Annotated in this window: 22 protein-coding genes; 10 read left to right on the top strand and 12 right to left on the bottom strand. The window is 39.3% G+C overall.

The features are described from left to right. The 6 genes from moaA to L659_RS0113730 all read right to left on the bottom strand — a co-directional run bounded on the left by moaA (position 1) and on the right by L659_RS0113730 (position 9,908). Positions 1-972, bottom strand: coding sequence for a GTP 3',8-cyclase MoaA (gene moaA, locus L659_RS0113755; protein ID WP_024590923.1), 972 nt, complete (start codon positions 970-972; stop codon positions 1-3). A gap of 16 nt (positions 973-988) precedes the next feature. Next, the gene (locus L659_RS0113750) at positions 989-3,685 is read right to left on the bottom strand and encodes a nitrate reductase (protein ID WP_024590922.1); all 2,697 of its coding nucleotides are present in this window, start codon (positions 3,683-3,685) and stop codon (positions 989-991) included. A gap of 43 nt (positions 3,686-3,728) precedes the next feature. Then, positions 3,729-5,252, bottom strand: a complete 1,524-nt coding sequence (locus L659_RS0113745) for an FAD-dependent oxidoreductase (protein ID WP_024590921.1) — start codon at positions 5,250-5,252, stop codon at positions 3,729-3,731. 227 nt (positions 5,253-5,479) lie between these two features. Beyond that, positions 5,480-6,673: an alginate export family protein gene (locus L659_RS0113740; protein ID WP_024590920.1), complete on the bottom strand. Its 1,194-nt coding sequence runs from the start codon at positions 6,671-6,673 to the stop codon at positions 5,480-5,482. A gap of 9 nt (positions 6,674-6,682) precedes the next feature. Then, positions 6,683-8,425: a bifunctional protein-serine/threonine kinase/phosphatase gene (locus L659_RS0113735; protein ID WP_024590919.1), complete on the bottom strand. Its 1,743-nt coding sequence runs from the start codon at positions 8,423-8,425 to the stop codon at positions 6,683-6,685. Positions 8,426-8,438: 13 nt separating this feature from the next. Beyond that, positions 8,439-9,908: a NarK family nitrate/nitrite MFS transporter gene (locus L659_RS0113730; protein ID WP_024590918.1), complete on the bottom strand. Its 1,470-nt coding sequence runs from the start codon at positions 9,906-9,908 to the stop codon at positions 8,439-8,441. Between the two features lie 289 nt (positions 9,909-10,197). Here L659_RS0113730 and moeB point away from each other — a divergent pair, with 289 nt between their 5' ends. After that, the gene (gene moeB / locus L659_RS0113725; protein ID WP_024590917.1) at positions 10,198-10,956 is read left to right on the top strand and encodes a molybdopterin-synthase adenylyltransferase MoeB; all 759 of its coding nucleotides are present in this window, start codon (positions 10,198-10,200) and stop codon (positions 10,954-10,956) included. Here the strand turns inward: moeB and L659_RS0113720 are convergent, their stop codons facing one another. Genes L659_RS0113720 through modA form a run of 3 tightly spaced genes read right to left on the bottom strand, consistent with a single transcriptional unit; the run spans position 10,957 to position 13,403 of the window. Beyond that, on the bottom strand, positions 10,957-11,985 hold the full coding sequence (locus tag L659_RS0113720; RefSeq protein ID WP_024590916.1) for an ATP-binding cassette domain-containing protein: 1,029 nt from the start codon (positions 11,983-11,985) through the stop codon (positions 10,957-10,959). Between the two features lies 1 nt (position 11,986). After that, positions 11,987-12,664, bottom strand: coding sequence for a molybdate ABC transporter permease subunit (gene modB / locus L659_RS0113715; protein ID WP_002959821.1), 678 nt, complete (start codon positions 12,662-12,664; stop codon positions 11,987-11,989). Then, positions 12,651-13,403 carry a molybdate ABC transporter substrate-binding protein gene (modA, locus tag L659_RS0113710; RefSeq protein WP_024590915.1) on the bottom strand — a complete coding sequence of 251 codons (753 nt, stop codon included), beginning with the start codon at positions 13,401-13,403 and terminating at the stop codon, positions 12,651-12,653. The genes modB and modA overlap by 14 nt, the downstream gene beginning before the upstream one ends. Positions 13,404-13,448: 45 nt before the next feature. On the opposite strand from modA, the gene moeA reads away from it, so the two are divergent. Next, positions 13,449-14,666, top strand: coding sequence for a molybdopterin molybdotransferase MoeA (moeA, locus tag L659_RS0113705; RefSeq protein WP_024590914.1), 1,218 nt, complete (start codon positions 13,449-13,451; stop codon positions 14,664-14,666). 53 nt (positions 14,667-14,719) lie between these two features. On the opposite strand, the gene L659_RS0113700 is transcribed toward moeA, so the two are convergent. Together L659_RS0113700 and L659_RS0113695 are read right to left on the bottom strand one after the other, a co-directional pair. Further along, positions 14,720-15,172 (bottom strand): DUF1311 domain-containing protein, encoded by a 453-nt coding sequence (locus tag L659_RS0113700; RefSeq protein ID WP_024590913.1) that lies wholly within the window; start codon positions 15,170-15,172, stop codon positions 14,720-14,722. Between the two features lie 275 nt (positions 15,173-15,447). Further along, on the bottom strand, positions 15,448-16,872 hold the full coding sequence (locus L659_RS0113695) for a sodium-dependent transporter (RefSeq protein ID WP_024590912.1): 1,425 nt from the start codon (positions 16,870-16,872) through the stop codon (positions 15,448-15,450). Positions 16,873-17,060: 188 nt separating this feature from the next. Between L659_RS0113695 and L659_RS0113690 the strand changes: the two genes are divergently transcribed. The 6 genes from L659_RS0113690 to L659_RS0113665 all read left to right on the top strand — a co-directional run bounded on the left by L659_RS0113690 (position 17,061) and on the right by L659_RS0113665 (position 21,376). Continuing rightward, positions 17,061-17,363, top strand: a complete 303-nt coding sequence (locus L659_RS0113690) for a YciI family protein (protein ID WP_010552536.1) — start codon at positions 17,061-17,063, stop codon at positions 17,361-17,363. A 162-nt stretch (positions 17,364-17,525) separates the two neighbouring features. Beyond that, on the top strand, positions 17,526-17,783 hold the full coding sequence (locus L659_RS0113685; protein WP_002959808.1) for a PepSY domain-containing protein: 258 nt from the start codon (positions 17,526-17,528) through the stop codon (positions 17,781-17,783). Between the two features lie 3 nt (positions 17,784-17,786). Beyond that, complete coding sequence (locus L659_RS0113680; RefSeq protein WP_007375447.1) at positions 17,787-18,461, top strand: response regulator transcription factor; 675 nt, start codon at positions 17,787-17,789, stop codon at positions 18,459-18,461. Beyond that, positions 18,455-19,792, top strand: a complete 1,338-nt coding sequence (locus L659_RS0113675; RefSeq protein ID WP_024590911.1) for an ATP-binding protein — start codon at positions 18,455-18,457, stop codon at positions 19,790-19,792. Before L659_RS0113680 ends, L659_RS0113675 begins: the two co-directional genes overlap by 7 nt. Continuing rightward, positions 19,779-20,189 carry a hypothetical protein gene (locus tag L659_RS0113670; protein WP_024590910.1) on the top strand — a complete coding sequence of 137 codons (411 nt, stop codon included), beginning with the start codon at positions 19,779-19,781 and terminating at the stop codon, positions 20,187-20,189. The genes L659_RS0113675 and L659_RS0113670 overlap by 14 nt, the downstream gene beginning before the upstream one ends. A 107-nt stretch (positions 20,190-20,296) precedes the next feature. Beyond that, positions 20,297-21,376, top strand: a complete 1,080-nt coding sequence (locus L659_RS0113665) for a flavin monoamine oxidase family protein (RefSeq protein ID WP_024590909.1) — start codon at positions 20,297-20,299, stop codon at positions 21,374-21,376. Positions 21,377-21,445: 69 nt separating this feature from the next. Here L659_RS0113665 and L659_RS0113655 read toward each other — a convergent pair whose 3' ends face one another. Further along, on the bottom strand, positions 21,446-22,483 hold the full coding sequence (locus L659_RS0113655) for an AI-2E family transporter (RefSeq protein WP_024590908.1): 1,038 nt from the start codon (positions 22,481-22,483) through the stop codon (positions 21,446-21,448). Between the two features lie 169 nt (positions 22,484-22,652). On the opposite strand from L659_RS0113655, the gene L659_RS0113650 reads away from it, so the two are divergent. Beyond that, positions 22,653-23,543: a TIGR01777 family oxidoreductase gene (locus L659_RS0113650; protein ID WP_024590907.1), complete on the top strand. Its 891-nt coding sequence runs from the start codon at positions 22,653-22,655 to the stop codon at positions 23,541-23,543. Between the two features lie 354 nt (positions 23,544-23,897). Further along, entirely contained in the window at positions 23,898-24,851 is a 954-nt protein-coding gene (locus tag L659_RS0113645) for a GGDEF domain-containing protein (RefSeq protein ID WP_081709162.1), read from the top strand. The last annotated feature ends 20 nt before the right edge of the window (positions 24,852-24,871 follow it).

Below are 24,871 nucleotides of genomic sequence, written 5' to 3'. Positions count from 1 at the left end.
TTAGCCGCCCAACATAGCTAAGTGAGTTGTCGCACCTGTTAAGCGTTTATCTAGCTCATGGCTTATTTCTTTATTGCCCATAGCGGCTCGAATTGCCTTTACGGTCGCTGCAGTATCGTCCTCGTTTAGTAGTTCGCGTAAATCTATACCTTGCTCGGCAAACAAGCATAAGTGTAATTTACCCAGCGCCGACACCCTTAAGCGATTACAGCTTTTACAAAAATCTTTACTGTACGGCATTATTAAACCAATACGACCATCGTAATCAGGATGACAAAACTCCTCAGCGGGTCCGTTTAGTTTCCCCCTAACTACTTGTAACCAACCTTGGTCGAGTAATTGGGCTTTAACCGTTTGCCCACTTAAGTGGTTTTCTTCAAAAAAGGTTGCGCCGTCACCTGTTTCCATTAATTCTATAAAGCGAACCGTAACTTTGTGGTGTTTTACCCACGCTAAAAAATCCTTCAATTGGTTTTTATTAAACTGCTTGGCAAGCACTGCATTTATTTTTATGTCTTTTATGCCCAGCTCTACCGCGCGCTCAATCCCTTTTAAAATAAGGGTAAGTTTGTCGTGCCCTGTTATGAGTTTAAACATACTCGGATTTAAACTATCAATGCTGACATTAAGCGCATCAAGCCCTGCTTCTGCAAATTCATCAATTTTATTTAATAAATTAAACCCGTTGGTAGTAATAGCTACTTTTTCTATGCCTGGCGTATTTTTACAGAGCTTTATAATATCGGTTACGTCGTTTCGTAAGCATGGTTCGCCACCTGTAATACGCACTTTTTTAGTACCTAGTTCTGCAAACGCATTTACAAGCGTGCTAATTTCGTTTTTATTTAAAAAATTACGCGGCGTATCGCACTGATACCCGTTTGGTAAACAATAACTACAACTAAAATTACATACATCGGTTATTGAGAGACGCAAATAGTTAAACTGCCGACCAAATTGATCATTAAGCATATGCTTCCTTTTTTCTTTACATTACAACCGCAACATCAATGCTGCTAGAACCTGCTTTGTAATGTTGTTTTATTAATTGGCTTAATTGTGTTTTACACGAACCACAGTTCGTTCCACATTTAAGTTCTGACCCCAATTGCTCTACCGTGTTTGCACCGTTTTTAATGGCGTTTATAATTGGCTGCTCTCTTACTTTAAAGCAGCTACACACTTGCATACCTTGGGTAAATTCTTCATCGGGGGTTGCATAAAGCAAAGACTGTAACTGTGTAAAACTCAGCAAAGGCTCTGCAAATAAATGGTTTATCCACTCAAGTGATATTTCTTTTTGCTCATTAGATATAACACCAACAAACGCTAATTGATCGTTTTGAATACACTGCACATGCATAGCTTTTGCCGTATTCATAGCCGACCACTGCCCTTGCAAACCGGTTAAGGTTTGGCAGAAATACAGTAAATCACTTTGTGGTTCATTAAGCGCCAACTGATAATTAAAGCAATTACTTGCATTAACTTTGAGCCAAAAATCACTTTTTATAACAAGTTCGTTTTTAGCAAACAGCTGCATATATTGCGCATACGGTGCTTTAACTATATTAACAGCGCCGTGTTTACACTCAGCCTGACCAGATAGTGGGTCAACTACCGATTGATACAGCCCGCTTACTGTTGCTGATGACGCAAATTGCTTGTTCCAATGAATAGGCATAAAGCATTCGCCTTTTCGCACGGCATCGGTTACTTTTGCATGCGCGGTAACCTGCCCTGTTTGGGCAATCGCACTAATTAAATCGTTTTGTTTAATTGCTAATTTACTGGCATCAAGCGGATTAATTTCAATATACGGGCGTGTAATATGCGATGAAAGCGCGGTACTTTTACCGGTGCGGCTCATGGTATGCCATTGGTCGCGTATACGACCCGAGTTCATTACAAACGGATAATCACTTGATGTTTGTTGCACCGGTAATTGCGGCGTTATAGGTATAAAGCGTGCTTTTTTATCAGCGGTGCTAAATTGGTTATCTGTAAAAACCTGACCATTTTTATAAGGCTGATTTTTAACAACCGGCCACATAATGGGTTTTAAATTATCGTACTGGCTTTTTGTGAGCCCAACTAAACCAGAAAGATTTAGTAATCGGCTGCCGTTATTTTCAAAATCAGTTAATTGTGCCCATTCTTCAAAAATGCCACTAGGTTCTATAAAATCAAACCCTTCAAAGCCCATTTTTTTAGCAACGTCGCACATAATTTGCCAATCGTTTTTAGCACCCGAATAAGGCGCTACTAACGGTCGTTGCCTTGATATTCTGCGTTCTGAATTAGTCACAGTGCCGTTTTTTTCACCCCATCCAGTTGATGGAAAAGCAACATCGGCAAATTTTAACGTATCACTTTTTGCAATACAGTCAGATACAACCACCAACTCGCAGGTCTCTAATGCCTTTTTAATAGCGGCGTTGTTGGGCAAGCTCACCATTGGGTTTGTTGCCATTATCCACACTGCTTTTATTTTGCCTGCGGCTATTTCATCAAACATATCAATGGCATTGCTGCCTGCTTTTTTAGCCATAGTTGGCGAGAGCCAAAAACGTTGCACAAGTGATTGATGCGCTTCGTTTTCAATATCTAAATGCGCCGCTAACTGATTAGCCAAACCACCTACTTCGCGCCCGCCCATCGCATTGGGTTGGCCTGTAATCGAAAACGGACCGCTACCTGGTTTAAGTAATTTACCTGAGGCTAAGTGCGCATTAATAATGGCGTTGCATTTATCTACACCCGAGCTTGATTGATTTATACCCATTGAGTAAAAGCTAATCGCACTTGGGCTGTTAGCAAATAGCGCGTAAAACTCAGTGACTTGCTCAATTGCTATATCGCAAAAGTCGCTAACTGCCTCGCAGCTCCATTTTGTTGCCTCTTGCAGTGCGCTTTCAAAGCCGTTTGTGTGCTGAGCAATAAATTGCGTATCGAGGTGGTTATGCTCATTTAAATAATTAAGTAAGCCGTTATAAAGTGCGGCGTCACTGCCTGGTTTTATATTTAAAAATGTGTCGGCAAGCTCAGCTGTGTCGGTTTTACGCGGATCAATAACCACCACTTTCATATTTGGGTTAAGCTGCTTTGCACGTTCCATTCGCTGATACAAAACCGGATGAGTCCACGCGGCATTAGAGCCAATTAAAATAAGCAGCTCAGTTTGCTCTAAATCCTCGTAAGTACACGGCACTACGTCTTCACCAAAAGCGCGTTTATAACCTGCCACAGCAGATGACATACACAGGCGCGAATTTGTATCAATATTGCCTGAGCCTATGTAGCCTTTCATTAATTTATTAGCGATGTAGTAATCTTCTGTAAGCAGTTGCCCCGATACATAAAATGCCACAGCATCGGGTCCGTGCTTTTGTATTATGTCGTTAAATTTATTGGCAACATGGTCGGTGGCTTCATCCCACGTAACGGCTTGGTTATTAATAAGAGGCGTCGTTAAGCGATTATCACTGCCTGTCGTGTCGAGCAAATGCGTGCCTTTTACACATAAGCGACCAAAGTTTGCGGGATGCTCTCGCATGCCTTCAAGCTTGGTAGGCACATTATTAAAAAGTGAAATATCAACACCACACCCTACACCACAGTAAGCACATGTTGTTTGTTTTAAACTGGTTTTATTTATAGTTGGTGACGTGTTTGCGGTTGTCATGCTACTGCTCTCTTTTAGTGTGCTTTAATTAGTACGTTTTAATTTATGCAGGTTGCTTTACAGGCTCATTAAGGGTAACTACGTTAATGGTGTTACTAGCTTTTGCGAGTGCGCTGTTTATTACGTTTTGAACGAGTTTTTCACACCCTCCACAACCTGTACTGGCTTTGGTGCTTTGCTGCACACTTGCTAGGTCTATAAAGCCTTTAGCGACTGTTTGCTCAATGGTGTGTTTAGTTACTTTATGACAAGCGCAAATAATGGCGTCATCAGGCAAGTCGTCGGCGCTTAGCTCTGCGATGTCGCCGGCAAGGGGCATGATGAGCGCTTCGGGGGCGGTGGTAAGTTCAATGTCGTTTAAATGATATTGCAGTAAATTATCGTAATCGCTGGTATCGCCAACAAGTACTGCGCCAATCAGCTTATTACTTTGTGAATTAGTGACTACTTTTTTATAAATGCCATTGGGTTGGTCTTCAAAGTAATAGCTTATTGCGCCTTCGCTGCGTGCATGTGCATCGCCAATAGAGCCTACTTCAACACCCATTAATTTAAGCTTAGTACTCATATCGGCACCGCTAAATTCATCGGCTTTATTGCCTAAGCCAGTACTTTGCAGAGAGTCTTGCTGGGTCTGTTGTAAAATATGCCCAACTGCTATTTTAGCCATGGCGTAACCGGGTGCCACTAAGCCAAAAATAAAATTATTCCATAGTGCACATTCACCAATCGCGTATATGTTTTCATCACTCGTTTGGCAATGGTTATTAATTACAATACCGCCGCGCTCACCTATCTCTAAATTAAACTCGCGGGCTAAATTATCATAAGGGCGAATTCCCGCAGAAAATACAATCATGTCGGTTTCAAGGGTTTTACCGCCTTTAAAACACATTTTATAACGGCAACTTTCACCTTCTACTATTTTCTCGGTTGCTACCGATGTATGCACAGTAACGCCTAAATCTGTAATTTTGTTTTTTAGTAACCGACCGCCTCCCGCATCAACTTGTACGCCCATAAGTTGCGGTGCAAATTCTATTACGTGAGTCTGTAAACCCAGTTGCTTTAATGCGTTTGCAGCCTCAAGCCCCAGTAAACCGCCACCAATTACCACGCCTACTTTACTACCGTGGGCTGAGTTTTTTATTGCGTGTAAATCGTTAATGGTGCGATAAACAAGGCAATGCTCACGATCTTTACCCGGTATAGGAGGTACAAATGGAAATGAACCTGTAGCAAGCACAAGCTTGTCGTATTCAAACAACTCCCCTTTAGCGGTTGTTACTGTTTGCGCATCACGATTTATATCAACCACTTTAGAATGAGTATGAAAGCACACTTGCCAATCGTCATAGGTTTTACTGCATGTAAGTGCGAGGTCGTCTGCGGTTTTACCTTTAAAAAAGGAAGATAGTTGCACTCGGTCATACGCTAAACGGTCTTCACCGCTCAGTACCATAATTTCAAATTGTTCATCAGCTTGATTTTGAGAAACTAGCTGCTGCACAAAATGATGCCCCACCATTCCGTTTCCTACCACTACAACACGCTGCTTGCTTAGCATTTACTCACCTTAAAGTGATACCTATTTTAGTAATTGACTAAAATTGAAATCGAATAATTTGTTATAGGTTTGTTATAGCAATATGTAAGCCAAATATATAAGCATTTAAAATCAGCAAGTTGGCTACATTGGTGCAGAGGTGAAAAGCATAAAGCTCAACAAGATGGTGCAATTGCACCATCTTGTGTCGCTATAAATTACAAGTGAATATTAGAAGATAAAGAGGATTAAAATTTAGCGCTCATCCAGACCCACAATTTTTGAGTATCGACTTTATTAGCTGCAGTATCGCCCGCTGAGTAATCAGCATATTTAACACCCACTGCGTACTGTTTATTAATAGGTTTAACGTATTGTACGTTTAGCTCATTGCCTAAATCGTCAATCCCATTTGATTGCTCATTAGCATCAAAACTGTGATAAGCCACCAGCCATTTTCCGTCAAACGCTTTACCATTTAAGCTTATGTAGGTGTCGTCCAAGCCTTGTGTGGGTGTATTTAAAAATGTATCTGCCCAACCATTAAATTTATGCAGCGTGGCAAGTGGTGTTGCAAAGCCGTAATCGCCATTGTCAGAGCCAAGTGACTCTATGCCGACTTTTAATGTTACTGTTTTTATACCCAACCCATTTAAATCCACAGCGCCTTCAAGTGCATAGTAATCGGTATCAAAATCACTCACGCTTGTTGAGGCAGACTGCGTTGCATACTCCGCTTTGTAATAAAATTTTATGTCGTTTAGGGTTTTATTACCGTTAAAAGAAACGCCATAAGTGTCTAAACTGTCGTCTTGTAGTGCATCGTCACTTAATAAGTAACTGTATAAAACCACTTTACCGTAGTCTGTTTTAAAGCTTGCATTAATTAGATGATCGGACGATTTAATGTCTTTATCGTCAGCAAATATGCGGTTACGCTTATTTAAATAACTGTATTGTAAATCTATGTTATTAAATGCGTAATTAATGGTTGCTGCATCAAAGGTTTGTCTGTCTTGGCGCCAACCTACGTGCCCAACAAAACGCTGCCCATCAAGGGCTATTATTTGGCGCCCTACTTTTAGCGATAGACCATCGCGGGCATATTTAACAAAACCTTGGTCTATCTCAGTGTTTTCTGGATCTGCAATAACAGAGTAATTAGTATTTTTCCCCACCGTATTGTTGTAATCATCTACGCCAAATAGGCTGCGAGTGTCTTCTACTTCAATAAGTACTGAAAAACCATTCACCTCATCTGTTTGATGCGTTAAGCGGGTTCTAAGTGTTAAGCCGCTTGCATCTTTTAAGGCATTTTCTTGATCAACGCTTTCAAAACGCAGTCTAAAATCAAGATCAGTTTGCGCAGCAAAGCTTATTGAAGGCGCAGTGAAGCAACCCAGTATAAAAATAATAGGTAAGTTGTTCTTATAGTTAAGCATTTTGGTTCTCTAAGTTTTAATTATTAATACACATACCAAAGCAATAAATAAACACAGCGAAATACATTTCCATACCATAACTGGATCGCGTTTCATTATTGAACTTTTATTAGCGGTACTTTCTAAATAAGGATTAGGTTTGTTGATATCGTTTATAAACTCAGAAAAAGCTTGGTATCTGAGCTCTGGTTTAGGGGCAAGCGCCTTCATTAGGGCTTGATCTAACCAAAACGGAATATCGGCTCTGTATTTACGAATACTTGTGTAGTGCCAATGGCTGTAATCTTTTGGCGCTACATGGTTAAGTGGCAGTGGTTTGTAAGGCAATTTTGAGCATAATAACTCGTATGCAATAACGCCAAGTGAAAACAAATCACTTTTAAAATCGGCATGCATAGTAATAAGTGTTTCGGGTGCGGTGTAGTCGGCAGTGCCTTGCGGGCAATCATCCGCAATTTGTTTAACCGACTCGTCCATAGCCGCAACACTTACTGTGCCGTAATCAATGAGCGTTACTTTACCGTGCGCATCTATCATTACATTATCGAGCTTTAAATCACGATGTACCATATCGAGTCGCTGAAACGCCCTTAGTGCATGTACTATTTGTTCAATAATACTGCGCACTTGGGTTATTTCTGGGTGCGGCACATCGTGCTTCCAATCACTGAGTGTTTGCCCGTCCATGTACTCACAAATATGATACAAAAAACGACTCTGCGATTGCGTACTCAGTACTTTCATCACGTTTAAATGGTTTATGCGTTGCCCTACCCAGCCTTCTCTTATAAAGCCTTGAAGATAGTGCACATCGTCTTCAAAATTAACCGAAGGTGCTTTTAAAACCACTGGCGGTATATCGGGCGCTTGTTGCACTAAATAAATATGCGAGCGACTACTGGCATGCAATTTACGGATAACCGTGTAGTCATCAATTTTTTGTCCAACATTAAGCGCAGGTGGAATTTTTCGTCGTGTTAGCGAATGATAAAGCTCATCTAACTTTTGCTCGGCAATATTTTCTACTTTTACCAGTAAACAACTTACGTTGTCGTCACTGTCTCGCGCTAATGCAAGTTCGGTAATTGCTTTAGCTGCATCTTCTAAATTAGTGTGCTCGTTAATTAATTTAGCTATATCACTACTTGGGAGCACATCGTGTACGCCATCGCAGGTTAATATATAAATATCGTCTGCTTTTAGGTCAACTTCGTATACATCTATTTCTTGATGAAGTTGTGCGCCAAGTGCACGCGTTAGCGTATCGTTTACTTTGTGATCCCGTGTTATTGCCTCTATTTTATTTCCTCGCAAGCGAGTAATACGCGTATCACCTAAGTGAAATATATAACCCGTTGCCGACTTTAAAATAAGTGCTGTAAAAGTCGTCATCCAATCGGCTTGGCGCTGACCTAAGTGATTGTAATTAACCGATTGCGAATAAAGCCACTGATTTAAACTTGCTAACACCTTCGACACTGACTTTTTAACCGCCCAACTTTCGGGGGTATTTAAATACTCATTTATAAAATGAGTAACCGAAAGTTGAGACGCTTGTTTCGCATTTTTTGCTGATGAACACCCATCGGCTAAGCAGGCAATAACGCCTTTAGACTCTTTTTCTTGCGCTTTAGTGTTAAGAGCAGCAAACGCATCTTGGTTTTCTGCTTTTAACCCTTTAGCGCTGTGCCCGCCAAATGAAACATTGAGTTCATTTTTTAGCGCTTTAGCGTGGTGTGTTTCATCAAACATAGTCAATAATGCCTTAAGTCACTGAAATAAGTTCAACGGTGCCGTCTTCATTTACTTCGGTAATGTGTCCGTCTGGTTCTTTCATAAAAAACAGTGCGCCTAAGCCAAGTAATGCACTACCCGCAATAATGAAAAAGAAGGTTTGATAATCAACAAGTGACAATGCCGTTAAGTAAACTACTGCACCAACATTACCGTAAGCGCCTGTCATACCTGCAATTTGCCCTGTTAAACGGCGCTTAATTAGCGGTACTGCGGCAAATACAGCGCCTTCACCAGCTTGCACAAAGAACGAACACGCCATAGCCGCTACAACTGCAAGCCATAAAGGCCACGATGCATCAACCAAGCCCATTAAAAAATAACCAACAGCAAGACCCATCGTAAGTACAATAAGTGTTATACGACGACCCAATTTATCTGAAATCCAACCGCCACCAGGGCGAGATGCTAAGTTCATGAATGCGTAAGCAGAGGCTAAAATACCGGCATACACCATATCAAGCGCAAACACATCCATAAAAAACAGCGGCAACATAGAGACAACCGCAAGCTCAGAACCAAAAGTTGTAAAATATAAAATATTTAAAACAGCCACTTGCTTAAACTCATAACGATGCGACTCAGGTACAGGCTCTTTAAAAATATGACCATTTACGTCAAAGGTTTTATACACTTCGTAAATATAAAGTAGAACTAAAAAAGCATACACAACAAGTACAAAATTAGCCGAAATTAGGTTAGCACCGGTTGGCGAAAGCTTCCAAGTAAGTAATGCTAATGCGCCGTACATAGGAATTTTCATAATAAGCAGTAATACAAAGTCGCCTTTACTGGTTACTTCCATTGCGCCTACTTTTTTAGGCTTAAAGTATGTACCGCCTTTTGGCGTATCGGTTACATTTAAGTACCAAATAACACCAAATATAACGCTTAATATACCGGTTAAACCTACTGCATAACGCCAGCCATCTTCGCCGCCAAACATTAGTGCAATAATTGGCAATAACATAGCCGCTGCTGCTGAACCAAAGTTACCCCAACCGCCATAAATACCTTCAGCTATACCCAACTCATTAGCAGGAAACCATTCACTCACCATACGAATGCCCACAACAAAGCCAGCACCAATAAAGCCTAAAGCAAAACGCGCTATTGCGGCTTGCTCAAATGTGGTTGCCATAGCAAACATAAAACATGGAATACTACAGCTAATAAGTAGTGCCGCATAAACAATACGGGGACCAAATTTATCGGTTAGCATACCCACCACAACACGCGCTGGAATAGTTAACGCTACATTTAAAATTAGTAATGTTTTAACTTGTGCCATGGTGATCCCAAGCGAACCTGCTATAGCACCTAATAATGGAGCATGGTTAAACCATACAAAAAATGACACAAAAAAGACCATCCAACTCAGATGTAATACTTTCATTTTTCCTTTAAAGGATATTAGGTTAAACCCAGAACTCGGTTGCATGTTTATTTTCCTCGTAAACGTATTATTGTTTTATTAATGCCCCACCCTTTTATATGAGTAGCAGCCCAATGTTTGTTAAATTTAAGTTAACCCGATATAGCAATTACTGAGCCACTAATTAAAAATCATAAATTTCATATGGTTACATGCAACACTTGTTTTTATACGTTATAGTTGCACTATATGAGTGAAGGGCTCTGGGTTGTTAGAGTGCAAATAAAAAGCGTTACTACTTGCTCTTGGATTTAACAACTTGGTATTGTTCAAAAAAAGTATGAGAAGTTTGAAAATGCAAAAAACACCGCTAACTTACCAGCAGCAACTGCGCTATTCTCGGCACATTATGCTCCCGCAGCTTGATATAGACGGACAAGAGCGACTATGGCAATCGCATGCTTTAATTATTGGTGTGGGTGGGCTTGGGTGTGCGGTAGGTCAATACTTAGCGGCATCTGGCGTTGGGACGCTTACCTTAGTTGACAACGATGAAATAGACGTGACCAACCTGCAAAGGCAAATACTGTATAAAGAAAGTGATATTGGTAGCTCAAAATGCAGTGCTGCTAAAAAACAGCTTAACGCGCTTAATAGTGAAATAGACATAAACACTATTGAGGCATTTTTTGATGCAAGTACCTCTACAGAACAATTATTTAATAACATTGATATAGTGATTGATTGCTCAGATAACCTAACAACGCGCAATGCACTTAATAGCGCCTGTTTTAAGGCTAAAGTTCCGCTGGTGTCAGGCTCTGCAATACGTATGGAAGGACAAGTCGCCTGTTTTACTATGGATGAAAACAGCCACTGTTATGGTTGTTTATCGCAATTTTTTAGTGAACAAACACAAAGCTGCTCTGAATCCGGCGTACTTTCCCCAATTGTGGGGCTAATAGGCAGTATTCAGGCTACTGAAGCGCTAAAAATGCTTGCTGGTTTACCCAGCGGCTTAAGCGAACACTTATTGCTGGTGGATGGTTTAAGCATGGAGTTTAATCGTTTTAAAATAGCTAAAAACAGTCAATGTGCGGTGTGCAGTATTTAGTTATTCTAGATTGCTGATTGTTGTATAAAGCACATCGCCCACTTTAAAGTCGTTTTTGTCCCACACTCGTCTTGAAGCCAAGCAATACAATGTTTGCCCATCTACATTAAGCGTTAGCTGCCACTTATTATTAATAAGCTCAGCCTGAGTTAATATCGACTTTAAAACATTACTGTGCGTTGTTTGCTCAGGCTTTAACGCACTAAACGACATTTGCTCACTTTCTATAATTAGCTTATTACTGCTATCTATAAGTGCAGGAAGCACAAAAAGCGGTTGCTCACTTTGCTGTAATTGCAGTTGATATAGCCCGTAGTCTTCATCAAATTTAACCACATTGTAATTAATTAAGCTCAGCGGTGTTTGTCTATCGTTTGCATAAATAGCTTTTGCAACGTGTGCACTTGCACCTTGGTTTATCACCTTACCTTTATCAAGCTGAATAAGGGTATCGCAGCAAAATAGCAGCTCTTTTAATGAGTGACTTACTATTATAAATTTAATATTAAACTTAACTGCAAACTCGCTAAGTTTAGTGAGCGTTTTAAAACGCAATGACCAATCAAGTGCGCTAAAAGGCTCATCAAGCATTATAAATTTTTGCCCGGCAAGCAAAGTGCGCGCAAATACTACACGTTGGCGCTCACCGCCCGATAAGCTTTGTACATCACGATTTAGTAAATCTTGTAATTCAAGTGTTTTAACAACGTATTGAAGCGTTAAGCTGGTTTGCTTATTGGCACAGTGTTTTTGTGTAAACGCTAAATTACCTGCCACATCTAAATGAGGAAACAACGGGCACGATTGCAACTGAAGCGTAATACCGCGTTTATCGCTTGGCAACTCATGCACTGGCTGATTGTTTACATAAACACTTTTTGCAGGCTCTAAACCGCTAATACAACGCAGTAATGTTGACTTACCCGAGCCAGAAGGCCCGTAAACACCCAATACATTAAACGACTCAAGCTCAAGGTTTATATCTAAATCAAAATTATTGAGTGCTTTAAAAAGGCTTAACTTAATCATGTTATTGCTTAACCCCAACAATGCTTTTATTAAACTTAAATAACAGCACTAAACAGGCAAACGAAATAGCCAGTAAAATAAGTGAAAGCTGATGCGCCGCCGTATAATTTAACGATTCAACATGGTCATAAAGCGCAATAGACACCACCTGTGTTTGCCCCTGAATATTACCGCCAATCATTAATACCAAACCAAACTCACCCAATGTATGCGCAAAGCCTAAAGCAAATGCGCTACCAATACTGGGTTTTAAAAGCGGAATAATTAAATGCACAAAGCGTTTAAACGGGCTTAACCCAAGCGCAATGGCTGCTTCGTTATAGGTTTGATTAATATGCTTAAACCCAGCCACAAGCGGCTGCATTACAAAAGGCAGCGAATAAAAAAGCGAGCCAATAACCACGCCCTGAAAACTAAACGCAAGCTGAGTACCCGTTAGCCAAAACCAAAACTGCCCAAAAGCGTGATCAGGCGAAAACAAAACAAGTAAGTAAAACCCTAATAACGTAGGCGGCAGCACTAAAGGCATTGCAATTAATGCCTCTAAAAATGGTTTAAATTTACCGTTATAGCCAGCGAGCTTGTAAGCCAGTGGAATACAAAAAACAAGAAGGAGCACTGCGGTTATAAAGGCAAGTTTTATAGTTAACCACAGCGCGGTTAAATCACTTTGAAGCATTGTTGTCCTTTATTCTGTAACCTAATTCAATTAACTGCTGCTGCGTAGCCTGCGTCATTAAAAATTGCATGAGTTGCTTAGCGCTAGCACGCTTTTTAGTCGACTTAATAATAACGCCTTGTTGAATTATATCGGGATATTGATTTGTAGGCAGCACGGTGTAATCTAAATATTTTTGATCATGCGTGTTGCTGTAAGCCGCCTTTAGTGATGAAACAGCTACCAGCCCTACTCCTACATTACCACTTTCAACAAACTGAAACGCATGCGTAATGTTATTACCGTACACATAATTTACTGGCTTTTTAAAATGGTTATTCGCGTAGTGCTTTGAGGCACGCCCGTATGGTGAAAAACGCGGATTAGCAATGGCTACTTTATCATTTACTTTTTCAGCTTTGGGTTGCCACAAAGCAAGTTCGCCTAACGCGTAAGTGATTAAACTACTTTGCTCGGCATAACCTTCTTTAATAAGTGATTGCGGTCGAAAATCGTCAGCCGATAAAAACACATCAAATGGCGCACCATGCACTATTTGCGAATATAAAACACCGCTAGAAGCGGCTGATATTTTCACGTCAACATTAGGTAATGGGGATTTTTTTAGTAGGGTTTGCAATACAGTTTTAAAATTACTCGCTACGGCTACTTGCAGCGTTTCTTTTGCGTTTACGCCGCACGAAAGCGTGCATGCTATAAGCAAAAAATAACCCAACCATGTATTGTAAAGCTTTGACATTATAAGTATTATTTCAAAATAAAATGATTTAAGTAAGCAATATATATGAACGATGTTTGCAATGCACCCGGTTTATTGCCAATTGAAGCTGCAATACAAAATATACTTGGCTCAATAACGCCTGTTAAAGACGTTGAAACCATCACTATAATGCAAAGCGTTGATCGCGTTTTAGCAAGCGATGTTAAATCAACTATAAACGTACCAGCTCATAACAACTCTGCAATGGATGGCTATGCGCTATGTATTTCAGATAAAAGCTTAACCTATACACAAGTAGGTAGCGTGTTTGCGGGTCAAGTTTTTGAAGGAACGCTTACCCCAGGGCAATGCGTAAGAATAATGACCGGCGCCGCCATTGCACCCGGCGCTAACGGCGTTGTAATGCAAGAAAACGCCTCGGTTGATGGCGATAAAATTACGTTTACTGCGCAACCTGAGCTAAATGAAAACGTGCGTTTTGCTGGTGAAGATATTGCAATTGACGATGTTATTTTAAAAGCAGGCGATAAATTAAAAGCCGTTGATGTGGGATTACTTGCATCTTTAGGGATTGCCAATATAGACGTGGTAAGAACCTTAAAAATAGCCGTGCTTTCTACTGGTGATGAGCTAATAGAACCTGGTCAGCCGCTTAAGCAAGGTGCTATTTTTGAAAGTAACCGCGCTGTTATTATTAGTGCGCTGCAACAAAACAATATCGACGTGATTGATTTAGGAATTATTCCTGATGACAAAGAACTCATCACTAATGCATTTTTAAAAGCGAACGAACTTGCCGATGCCGTAATAAGCTCAGGCGGTGTATCGGTTGGTGAAGCCGACTTTACTAAAGAAGTGCTCAACGAAATTGGCAATATCCACTTTTGGAAAATAGCCATGAAACCAGGCAAACCTTTTGCCTTTGGTAAATTAAGTAACAGTTACTTTTTTGGCTTGCCAGGTAACCCTGTGTCGGCTGCTGTTACGTTTAATCAATTAGTAGAGCCTGCACTGCAAAAGCTGTCGGGTCTTGGTGAAGTAAACCCTAAAATGCGCTTTAACGCTGTTACTACATCCGTTATTAAAAAGCGCCCTGGCAGAGCTGACTTTCAGCGTGGTACAGCAACAATTAACGAGCAAGGTGACTTAGTGGTTGCCCCGTTTAATAAACAGGGCTCGGGTGTACTTTCGTCGCTTAGTAAAGCTAACTGCTTAATTGTAGTGCCAGCACAAAGCGGCAATATCGAAAAAGGTGCAACAGTAAGTATTGAGTTGCTATAAAGCCTAAAATGCTACAGCTAACTGTATAATTTAGCTGTAGCGCTATGTAGGTCTTAAAATATTTTTATATTTAATGTTTGAATTAAACAATTTAACTTTTCGCTATGTCCTACAAACTCTTCTTTGCTCAATCTATTAACACACTTTAGCGCATTTTTAGTCGCAAAGTATCTATCATAACTTAGGCTTCTTTCGCATTTAACACTATACGTTGAGGGCCAAGAGCCACCAGCACCTGTTGCTACTCCAACAACATTACATGTAGCATCTATATACTGCTCCCATGCTGATATTTGCGCTTTAACTGCATCAACTTGGTAATCATCAGTTAGTTGCGCGTAAATTTCATCCATCATTTTACTGATTTTAGTTTTGTATCTATTACCCTCTAAATTATAAGTATTGCCGGTGTGCATTGCACCGCCTTCTGGCCAACCATCAGCGCTTTGTGCAAATGCGCCAAATGATGAAATAGCAAAAGCAAACCCAATAATAATTTTATTCATTTTAAATCTCTTTAATACCAATCTGCTTATATATGGGGTCTATTTAACGTTAAGAAAATTACGCTAGAACTAGGCAAAAATTTTTGTATCTAGTTGTTCTAAATAAAAAATTTTTAACGACGTTTTAGTGCAATTTAATTCGTTAAATTGATCAAAGATTTATGCAGGTTGGTATAATAGTTAGACCAGATACCTGTAAAAAACGCCTATAAAAAATGCCGCTAAGCTTAGCTGAGCGGCATTTTATTATTCAACAAGCTTTTAAAGAGGTCTATTTAAAAACCAAATATTTTTAAATCAAAAAACTTAGTCGCCACTGTATTTATAAATATCACAGCTAGAATGACAGGAATAAACGTTGAAAGTGAAAAGTTAACGTACTTTTCCATCAAGCTTCCAGCATAATTAGGCGAACCTAAGCTTAGCTCTTGTGTTAAGCGTGCTTTTTTCCAGCGGTACATTACAAACAAACACACCATTAAGCCATTAAGCGGTAAAATTGTGTCGTAAAATACATCAACAATAATATCAAAAAAGCTCTTATTAACGCCGCCATAACTGGTGAACGAAGTAAGGCTGTCAATCATACCAAACGACATTGTACATAAAATAGTAAGTACACCGGTTGAAAGTGTAAGGATGCCCAATGCTTTTTTACGGCTAATACCTTTACGGTCACTTAGTGTTGCTGTCGGTACTTCTACTATTGAAACAAGTGAAGTAATCGCTGCAAAAAATACTAATAAGAAGAATGAGAACGCAACAATAGACGCACCGACATAACCAATATCATTTTGCAGTGCTAATAATATTTTAGGTAGGTATACAAAAATCATTGATACAGACGAGTCAGAAAGTGCTGATGGGTCTGTGTTTGGATCAAAGCTAAATATAGCGGGCAACACCATTAGGCCCGCTACAAACGCAACGAGTGAGTCTGTAATAGCGACCATTTTAGCGCTACTTACAATGTCATCCTTTTTAGAAATGTACGACGCGTAAGTCATTAATATACCCATACCCAGCGATAGCGAGAAAAACGCTTGGCTTAATGCGCCATTAAGTACACTTGCACTCATCTTAGAAAAATCAGGAATAATGTAGTATTTAACACCGGCCATTGCGTTATCAAGCGTTAATACATAAGTAACTAAGGCAAGTAGCATGAAAAGTAAGGCTGGCATTAAAAATTTAGCGGCTTTTTCTATGCCTTGTTTAACACCCCCTAATAAAATTAAGTTAACAATAATAACCACAACGGCCATATAACCAAACACAGTGTAACTATTAATAAAAACACCAAAGTGGCCAGGATCTGCAAGTAAATCTAAATTACCGAGGCCTGTTTGCGTTAAGTAACCAAAAATCCAAACCGTAATTACCATATAAAACACAGCAATCATAAATGGTGTAAGCACCGCTAAAAAACCTGCTAGCTTCCATTTTTTATCGTTAGTAGATAATAGCTTGTACGAACCAAGTGGATCTTTTTGAGCGTTACGACCCATTGCCATTTCAGCCATCATGACTGGTAAACAAATGAACACGACAAATAAGGCGTAAATTAATAAGAATGCGCCACCACCATTTTTGGTAGCAGAAACCGGAAAACCAACTAAATTACCAATACCAACAGCCGAACCTGCCGCTGCCATTATGAATCCGAGACGGGAACTAAATCGTTCTCTATTTTCGCTCATGCATAAAACCTTTTTATTATTTTGTATATTTCAGCGACTCTACCAGTGTTACACAGAGATTTTCAAGCAATTACAGCTTAAAAATAAAATCGAAGTGTAAACCTGTGTAAATACGCTTTTAATTCACCAATTTTCAACGCTGTGGTAGTATTGCGTTAATTAAATTTAACAATTTTATGAGATTCCTTATGTTGTACATGATTCACTCAACAGACGTTGAAAACAGCTTAGAGCTTAGAAAAGCAGCACGCCCGGCACATTTAGCACGCCTTAGTGAGCTTGATTCACAAAACCGTTTATTAACTGCGGGTCCGTTTCCGGCAGTCGATAGTGAAGATCCTCAAGAAGCAGGTTTTACCGGTTCATTAGTTGTTGCTGAGTTTGAGTCAATAGAAGCAGCTCGAGAGTGGGCAGCAGCTGACCCTTACGTTGCCGCTGGCATCTATGAAAATACAATTGTTAAACCTTTCAAAAAAGTGTTCCCTGCTTAAAAGTGTATTAAACCCTAAGAGCGTGTGTTGCACTGTAATTCAGGGTTTGTTCACAAGATTTTAATTAAAATTACTGAGATAAAAGCGAATTTAGCGTTTTTACTTGAATTTTAGTAACTTAGTTAATTAAACTAAGTGGGTCTGGTCTAGGAGTTTTCCATTATGCGCGTATTATTAAGCCTCGGTTTTATTGCTTGTGTTAGCTTAGCTAACTTTGCTCAAGCAGCGACGGCCACCCAAGCATCTCATGCTGAGGTGGACAAAAAGAAAGCCGTAATACTTGCAAAGAAAACAATAGGCGGTAAGACCTTAAAAATTACCGAAAAAACAGATTTTTATACCGTACGAATACTCAAATCTGACGGCCACGTCGTTGATTTACATATAAATAAAAAAACCGGCGAAGTGAAAAAGGATTAACAAATGCGAATTTTAGTTATTGAAGACGATTTACATTTAGCAGATAACCTACGTAATGCTTTAGAAAAAGAACGTTACAGCGTGGATTTATGTCACGATGGTGAAGCAGGTCTTTTCCACATTACAGAATACCCGCTTGATATGGCCGTAGTTGATTTAGGTTTACCTAAAATAGACGGTATTGAGCTAATCAATAAAGCACGAGCACAAGGCATTACTATCCCTATTTTAATCTTAACAGCGCGCGATCGCTGGCAGGATAAGGTAGAAGGTTTAGATGCGGGTGCTGATGACTACCTTACTAAACCATTTCATGTTGAAGAACTTATTGCACGTTGTAATGCATTAATCCGTCGCAGTGCTGGTAAAGCAAATCCAGAAATGACTGCGGGTCCAATTAAAATTCATACACGTTCACAACAAGTATGGGTTGATGATAAAGAACTTAGCCTTACAGCTTACGAATATAAAGTACTTGAATACTTAATGGTAAACCCGCAAAAAGTAATTTCTAAATCAGAACTTACTGAGCATATTTACGACCAAGATTTCGACCTTGATTCAAACGTAATTGAAGTATTTGTACTACGTTTGCGTAAAAAGCTTGATCCAGAAGGCGTACTAAACCCAGTAGAAACACTACGTGGGCGTGGTTACAGGCTTAAAAGCCAGTGGTAATACCGCAAATATCGTTAAAAATAAGGCAAGGATTTATCCTTGTCTTTGTTTTATTAGTCGCACTCCCTATCTTATTTTATTCAATTGGCAAAGCGTATTACGCTTCACTTGTTGATGCGACAGAAAAAACCCTCGAGGCACAGCTTTACTCGCTAATATCTGAAGTCGACTTTACTGAGCATGGTATTATTATGCCCAGCACTATTTTAGCGCCTGAGTTAAACAGATTAAATTCAGATACCTACGCAATGATTTACCGCGATGATGACCCTGTTTGGAACTCAGAATCGGCTGTAAATTTAAACTATGTACCTCAACAAATAGAGACCAAAGCCGGTGCCGCCGACTTCAGGCGCGTGGAGTATAATAATACCGCGTACTGGCAACTTAGCCTGACTGTAATTTTAAACAACATAGATCAATCAGAACAAGCCCGCTTTATATTAGTTAAACGAAACGACGCTCTACTTCGTTTGATGGATGGCTTTAAGCAAACCCTTGTAGATTGGATGTTTATCATGGGGATTGCAATTGCAGGCCTAATGGCGATTGGTTTCATTTGGAGCGCTCGCCCACTCCAACGACTCGATAAAGAAATAAAAGCGATTGAATCGGGTGATATTCAAGAAATTAAAGGCCTCTACCCTGTAGAGCTGCAAACAATAAAAGCAGACCTAAACTTGCTACTTGAGTCGCAACAGCGCCAAAAAGAGCGCTACAGAGCCTCATTAAGCGACCTTGCTCATGCACTTAAAACACCGCTTGCAGTACTTAAATCAAGTCCATTGGCAAATGATGCCGATGCACAAGAACAACTCGACCGAATTAATGTGATGATCGAGCACCAATTAAAGCGTGCTGCAACGGGTGCATCAGACACGTGGAAAAAGCAAACACCTATTAAGCCAGTACTCGATTCAATACTCAGTGCTATGGCAAAAGTATACCGTGATAAAGATATTATTTTTACCTGCACCGTAACCGAAAAAGATTACTTTTTAGGTGACCAAACAGATTTAATGGAATTACTCGGTAACTTGATTGATAACGCCTGTAAAGCGTGTCGCTCGCAAGTAGAAATACAAGTAATCCAAAGTAAAACTCTGTGTATTGGAATTAGCGATGATGGCCCTGGCGTGCCAGAGGATAAACGTGAATCTTTACTTACACGTGGTACTCGCCTCGATACATACGAAAGCGGACACGGCGTAGGCATGGCGATTGTATCTGATTTAGTTAAGTCGTATCACGGGACGCTTACCATTACCGATGCTGATAACTTAGCCGGCGCTCAATTTATTTTAGAGTTTAATTACAATGACAAAAAGTAACTATTTATTAAAACTAACTGCCATTGTGCTATTAGCTACAAGCCAGTACAGCTTTGCAGATGAGGCATGTACTTTAGCCGCTAAAGCAACAACCGATGAAGCTAAGCGGTATATTCAATGCCTAGATACCCAAATTGATAAAGCAAAGCAAGCACAAGGCAGTTGGATACAAAAGCGCAAATATGAGCTAACTAAATCACAAGAAAGCACAGGCAATACGCAAGTATTACCGTTATTTATGCGCAGCATTAAAAATAACGAAAAGTACCTTGAGAGCGCCTGCCAATGGCGTTACTTAATAAAACTTCCTAATGCGACAACAGCGGCCATTAGCTATAAACTCTGTGAAATAGAGCTTATAAATCAATTTACAGAATCACTAAAACACCCATTTTAACGTAACTTAAGCACACTAAACTAGTTACGTTTAGCCTACTTGACAATTTATTCATATCAAAACAAACTACCTACTAGTAGATTGCTAAATAGCTAATAGGTAAATAAATGACTAAACCAGTAATAATTATAGGTGGCGGACTCGCCGGCTTGTACAGTGCGTATAAATTACAACTGCTTAATATTGAGTACTTATTACTGGAAGCTAAATCGCAATTAGGCGGCCGAATTTTTGCTGCGCAATCACCAATAAATAACGATGTTAGTTTTGATTTGGGTCCTACGTGGATATTTCCTCACCAACCAAAAATCCAAGCTTTAGTAAAGTCACTCCACTTAAGTATATTTGAGCAATACAACAAAGGTGATGTGTTATATCAAGCACCTAACGCCAAGCAGCCTCAACAAATTGCAGGTGCTGGAGATATGCAACTATTTAGACTCAAACACGGCATGAATACCTTAATAACTGCCTTATACGAGCAACTTAATCCTGATTCAGTGTTATTAGAACACAATGTCACTGAGCTTAAAAAAGGTGATAATAACTGGCAAATTACGGTTAATCACTTAGGTAATATAAAGCACCTTACTACTGAAAAACTAATTTCAGCTATTCCTGCTCGTATGGTTACAACACACTTAACACCTGAACTATGGGCTACTCCAACACTCATAAACCGCCTAAATAACGTACCTACATGGATGGCAGGACAAGCCAAATTTATAGCTACTTTTGAACATGCATTTTGGCGTGATAAAAACTTATCAGGCCAATGCTTTAGTCGCGTAGGCCCTATGGTCGAAGTTCACGATGCCAGTGCTGAGGATAGCAATTACGCCGCATTATTTGGCTTTATAGGTGTGCCCTACTTATCAAGAAACCAAGTAACTAAAGAGCAATTAATTCAAGCCTGTGCCCAGCAGCTTAGCTACTTTTATGGTAAGGATGCTGAAAAGGCAACGGGGTATTTTATTAAAGACTGGGCAGACGATAAGTTTGTAGCTAATAGAGACGATCAAACTCAGCCTTCGCAGCACCCAGAATTTGATTTTTCATGCTTAGATGAGCAATTAAATAACTTGAACATTCATTTTGTAGCGAGTGAGTTTGCAAAACAAGAAGCAGGATATTTAGAAGGCGCAATAAACGCGGTGGATGACGCTATTAAATTTTTTGTTAATTAATAGCCCTGTATTTACTGATAACTTAACCATCAAGGGCTTTAATTTTACAGCCCTTGATGGTTATAAATGTTAGTTATTTTTAGCAACGTCTTCGCCACTGCCTAGCAAGGTGGCAACCCACTTACCTTCAGCACTGGCTTCTAAGCCTATTTTTACAATCATAGTTAATGGCACAGATAAAAGCATACCCACAGTACCTAATAACCAGCCCCAAAATATTAATGATAAAAATACCACTAGCGTTGAAAGACCCAGCCCTTTGCCCAAAAACTTAGGCTCTACAATATTGCCCATCACCGTATTTATTGTTAAATAACCTGCAGCAACCAATCCCGCAATTAACGGACCTTGAGTAATAAGCGCAAGTAATACAGCCGGTACAGCCGCAATAATTGACCCAATATTAGGAATGTAATTGAACATAAATGCCAATACCCCCCACAGCACAAAGTAGTCAACGTCTAAAATCCATAAGTAAAACGCAGCAATAATACCCGTACCTAAACTTACTAGCGTTTTAATTGCCAAATATGAATTAATAGACTCTAAAAAGCGGTCAATTTGCTTCATTTTGCTATCGGGATCTTCAAGTGCCATGTGTATTTTTTTGCTCAGCATTGGCCCTTCAAACAACATAAAAACAACGGTTAAAATAATTAAAAACATGTTTGCCATTACGCCACCTAAACCGGTGAGCATATTAGTGGCTACATCAACCATTTTACCTGGGTCGAACATATTGATTAACTGTTCTTTATTAATCAGTATGTTGTATTGAGATGCTAAATCGACCAGCCATACAAATTCTTCTTTGAGTTGTGTTTTATACTCAGGAAGTTGCTGCGAAAAATCGTTTATTGATTGCCCTACAAGCCCGCCTAGGCTTACACCTAAGCCAACTATAATAAGCACTACCAACATAACAGCAATGCCTTTAGGAATTTTGTAGCGCGCAAAAAACTTGATAAGCGGATTACAAATAATGGCAATAAACGCCGCCAAAATAAACGGAATAATAATTACACTTGCCGCTTTTATCCCCGCGAGTACGACCACCAAGGAAGCAAAAACTATTAAGCTTTTATTTACTCCAGTTAAACTTGCCAATTTATTAATCCTTTTATTAATTATATGGCTTTAGTGTAAGGCAAAAGGTAATTAAATGAAATAATTACGAAGTGATCATAAAAGCCTGTTTTACGTATAAATTTGCAAAGCTGTTTGCTAGCGAGTATGTTTTTAATCACTTGCTACTATTTTATTGTAAGGATTAATAATGCATATATTTGTTACTGGCGCGACGGGATTAATTGGTAAGCACTTATGCCCTTTTTTACTTCACCATAATACTGTTACTGTGCTTAGCCGAAATCCGACTAAAGCAAACGTATTATTGGGCCATAAAGTTAAAGCCGTAAGCAATGTTAATGCAGTAGATTTTAACACCGTTGATATTGTTATTAATTTAGCTGGCGAACCGATTGTAAATAAACGCTGGAGCGACAAACAAAAGCAAATAATACGCGACAGTCGTATTGGTGTTACACAGCAAATTAGTGAAGCTATTAAAGCTTGTAGCACTGCCCCGCATACTTATATATCTGGAAGCGCCGTTGGGTTTTATGGTCGACAAAATAGTAACCCTATTGATGAAACTTTTGAAAACCCACACGACGAATTTAGCCACCAGCTTTGTAAAGACTGGGAAAATGCAGCGCTACTCGCGCAATCAGAACACACCAGAGTGTGCCTTTTACGCACGGGTATTGTTTTAGCTAAAAAAGGTGGAGCATTAAGTAAAATGCTCCCTGCCTTTAAATTGTGTTTAGGCGGCCCAATTGGTAATGGCGAGCAAGGAATGTCGTGGATACACATCGACGATATGATTCAGCTAATACTCTTTATTATTAAGCATCCAGAAATAACTGGCCCTGTTAACGCAACTGCGCCAAATCCTGTAAGCAATGCTCAATTTGGTAAAAGCTTAGGCGAGGCGTTATCGCGACCTGCATTTATCACTATGCCCACTGCAGTACTTAAACTATTAATGGGTGAAATGTCAGACTTACTAACAACGGGACAATTTGTAGTCCCTAAAAAGGCACTCGTTCATAATTATAGTTTTCATCATCCTGATATTAAATCAGCTTTAGCGAGTTTGGTTTAGCGGGCGTTAATAATTCTTGAGGTAAAATATAAAAATTGAAAAAGCAATCCTTTTAACTGAATTGACCTTTTCTTATTAATACATAATAATTACAACAGTTAGTTAAATATATATTTCATCATTTTATAATAAAGAGAATAAATCATGTTTCATTTGCCTACTGTGATCTTCTTCTCTTTTATCCTTAACTTATTAATAAGCTTATTTTTTCTCTCAATTTACAAATATAAAAAACAAACATCTTTTTTATTATTTGGTTTAGCCTGTGCCACATTTGCATTAGCCGAAATACTGGCATGTTTGCGCTTATTCATAGATCTTCCTTTAATAACCCACTATTTAGCTAGTGTTTCAATGATTACTAGTCCGCTTTTAATTATTATTGGACTATATAAGTACAAAAACGTACAAAAAATCAGCTTAATGCCTCTTTACTGTATATTTGGTTTTTCTAGCTTATTGTTATTGGCAATTTATCCTTTCGGTGCAGCAAAAATGCTAACGAGTTTAGTAATTGCCGGATTATTTATTTACACAGCGTATTTAATCAAAAGCATGAGCTTTGTTGCTAAAGCCCAGAAAAAGGCGTTAATTACCTGCTTTTTAGTGCACAGTGGAGTTATGTTTTTAAATGCTATATTTCTATCAATACCGGTACTTAGTTCGAGTATTCAAGATGTAGCAACCCCTTTGCAAATTGTGCTTATTAGTCATTTACTATTAGCCACACTGAGTGCTCTTATACTGCCATTTTTGTTATTTTCCAATAGTGAATACACGCTATCGAACCTTGCCAATACCGACTCTCTTACACAGTTATTTAATCGCAGAGGTTTTTTTAACAACGCTAGAGCAGTCCTTAAACAACCTAATAACAATGATATAAATGTATCTATAATTATTTTAGATATCGACTTTTTTAAGCATGTAAACGATAAGTATGGCCACGACACGGGCGATCAAGCAATTAAATGGATTGCACAGCACATAAAAGAGCAATTTTTTGATGAAGGTATTTGCGCCAGAATAGGCGGTGAAGAGTTTGCAATATTACTACCAGACTATTCCCTACGAGCAGCTAAAGAATATGCAGAGCACTTACGTGAAAATATTTCTAAGCATCCGTTTTATTATCAAAACGCGCATATAAACCTATCTGTGAGCGCGGGAGTGAGTCACTCTGTAAATGGTAAAATGAGTGTAAAAGACTTACTGTCGTTGGCTGATAAACGCCTTTACCTTGCTAAAGAAACCGGCAGAGATAAAGTAGTTAGCTTTGACGAAAAAAACCTCTTAATGCAGTGCTAATTATTTTATAAGCAATTATA

It is taken from the genome of Pseudoalteromonas sp. S8-8, assembly GCF_000497875.1.
GTDB classification, from domain to species: Bacteria; Pseudomonadota; Gammaproteobacteria; order Enterobacterales; family Alteromonadaceae; genus Pseudoalteromonas; species Pseudoalteromonas arctica.
The sequence above is the reverse complement of the archived record's forward strand: the minus strand, read 5'-3'. Positions and strand labels throughout refer to the sequence as shown.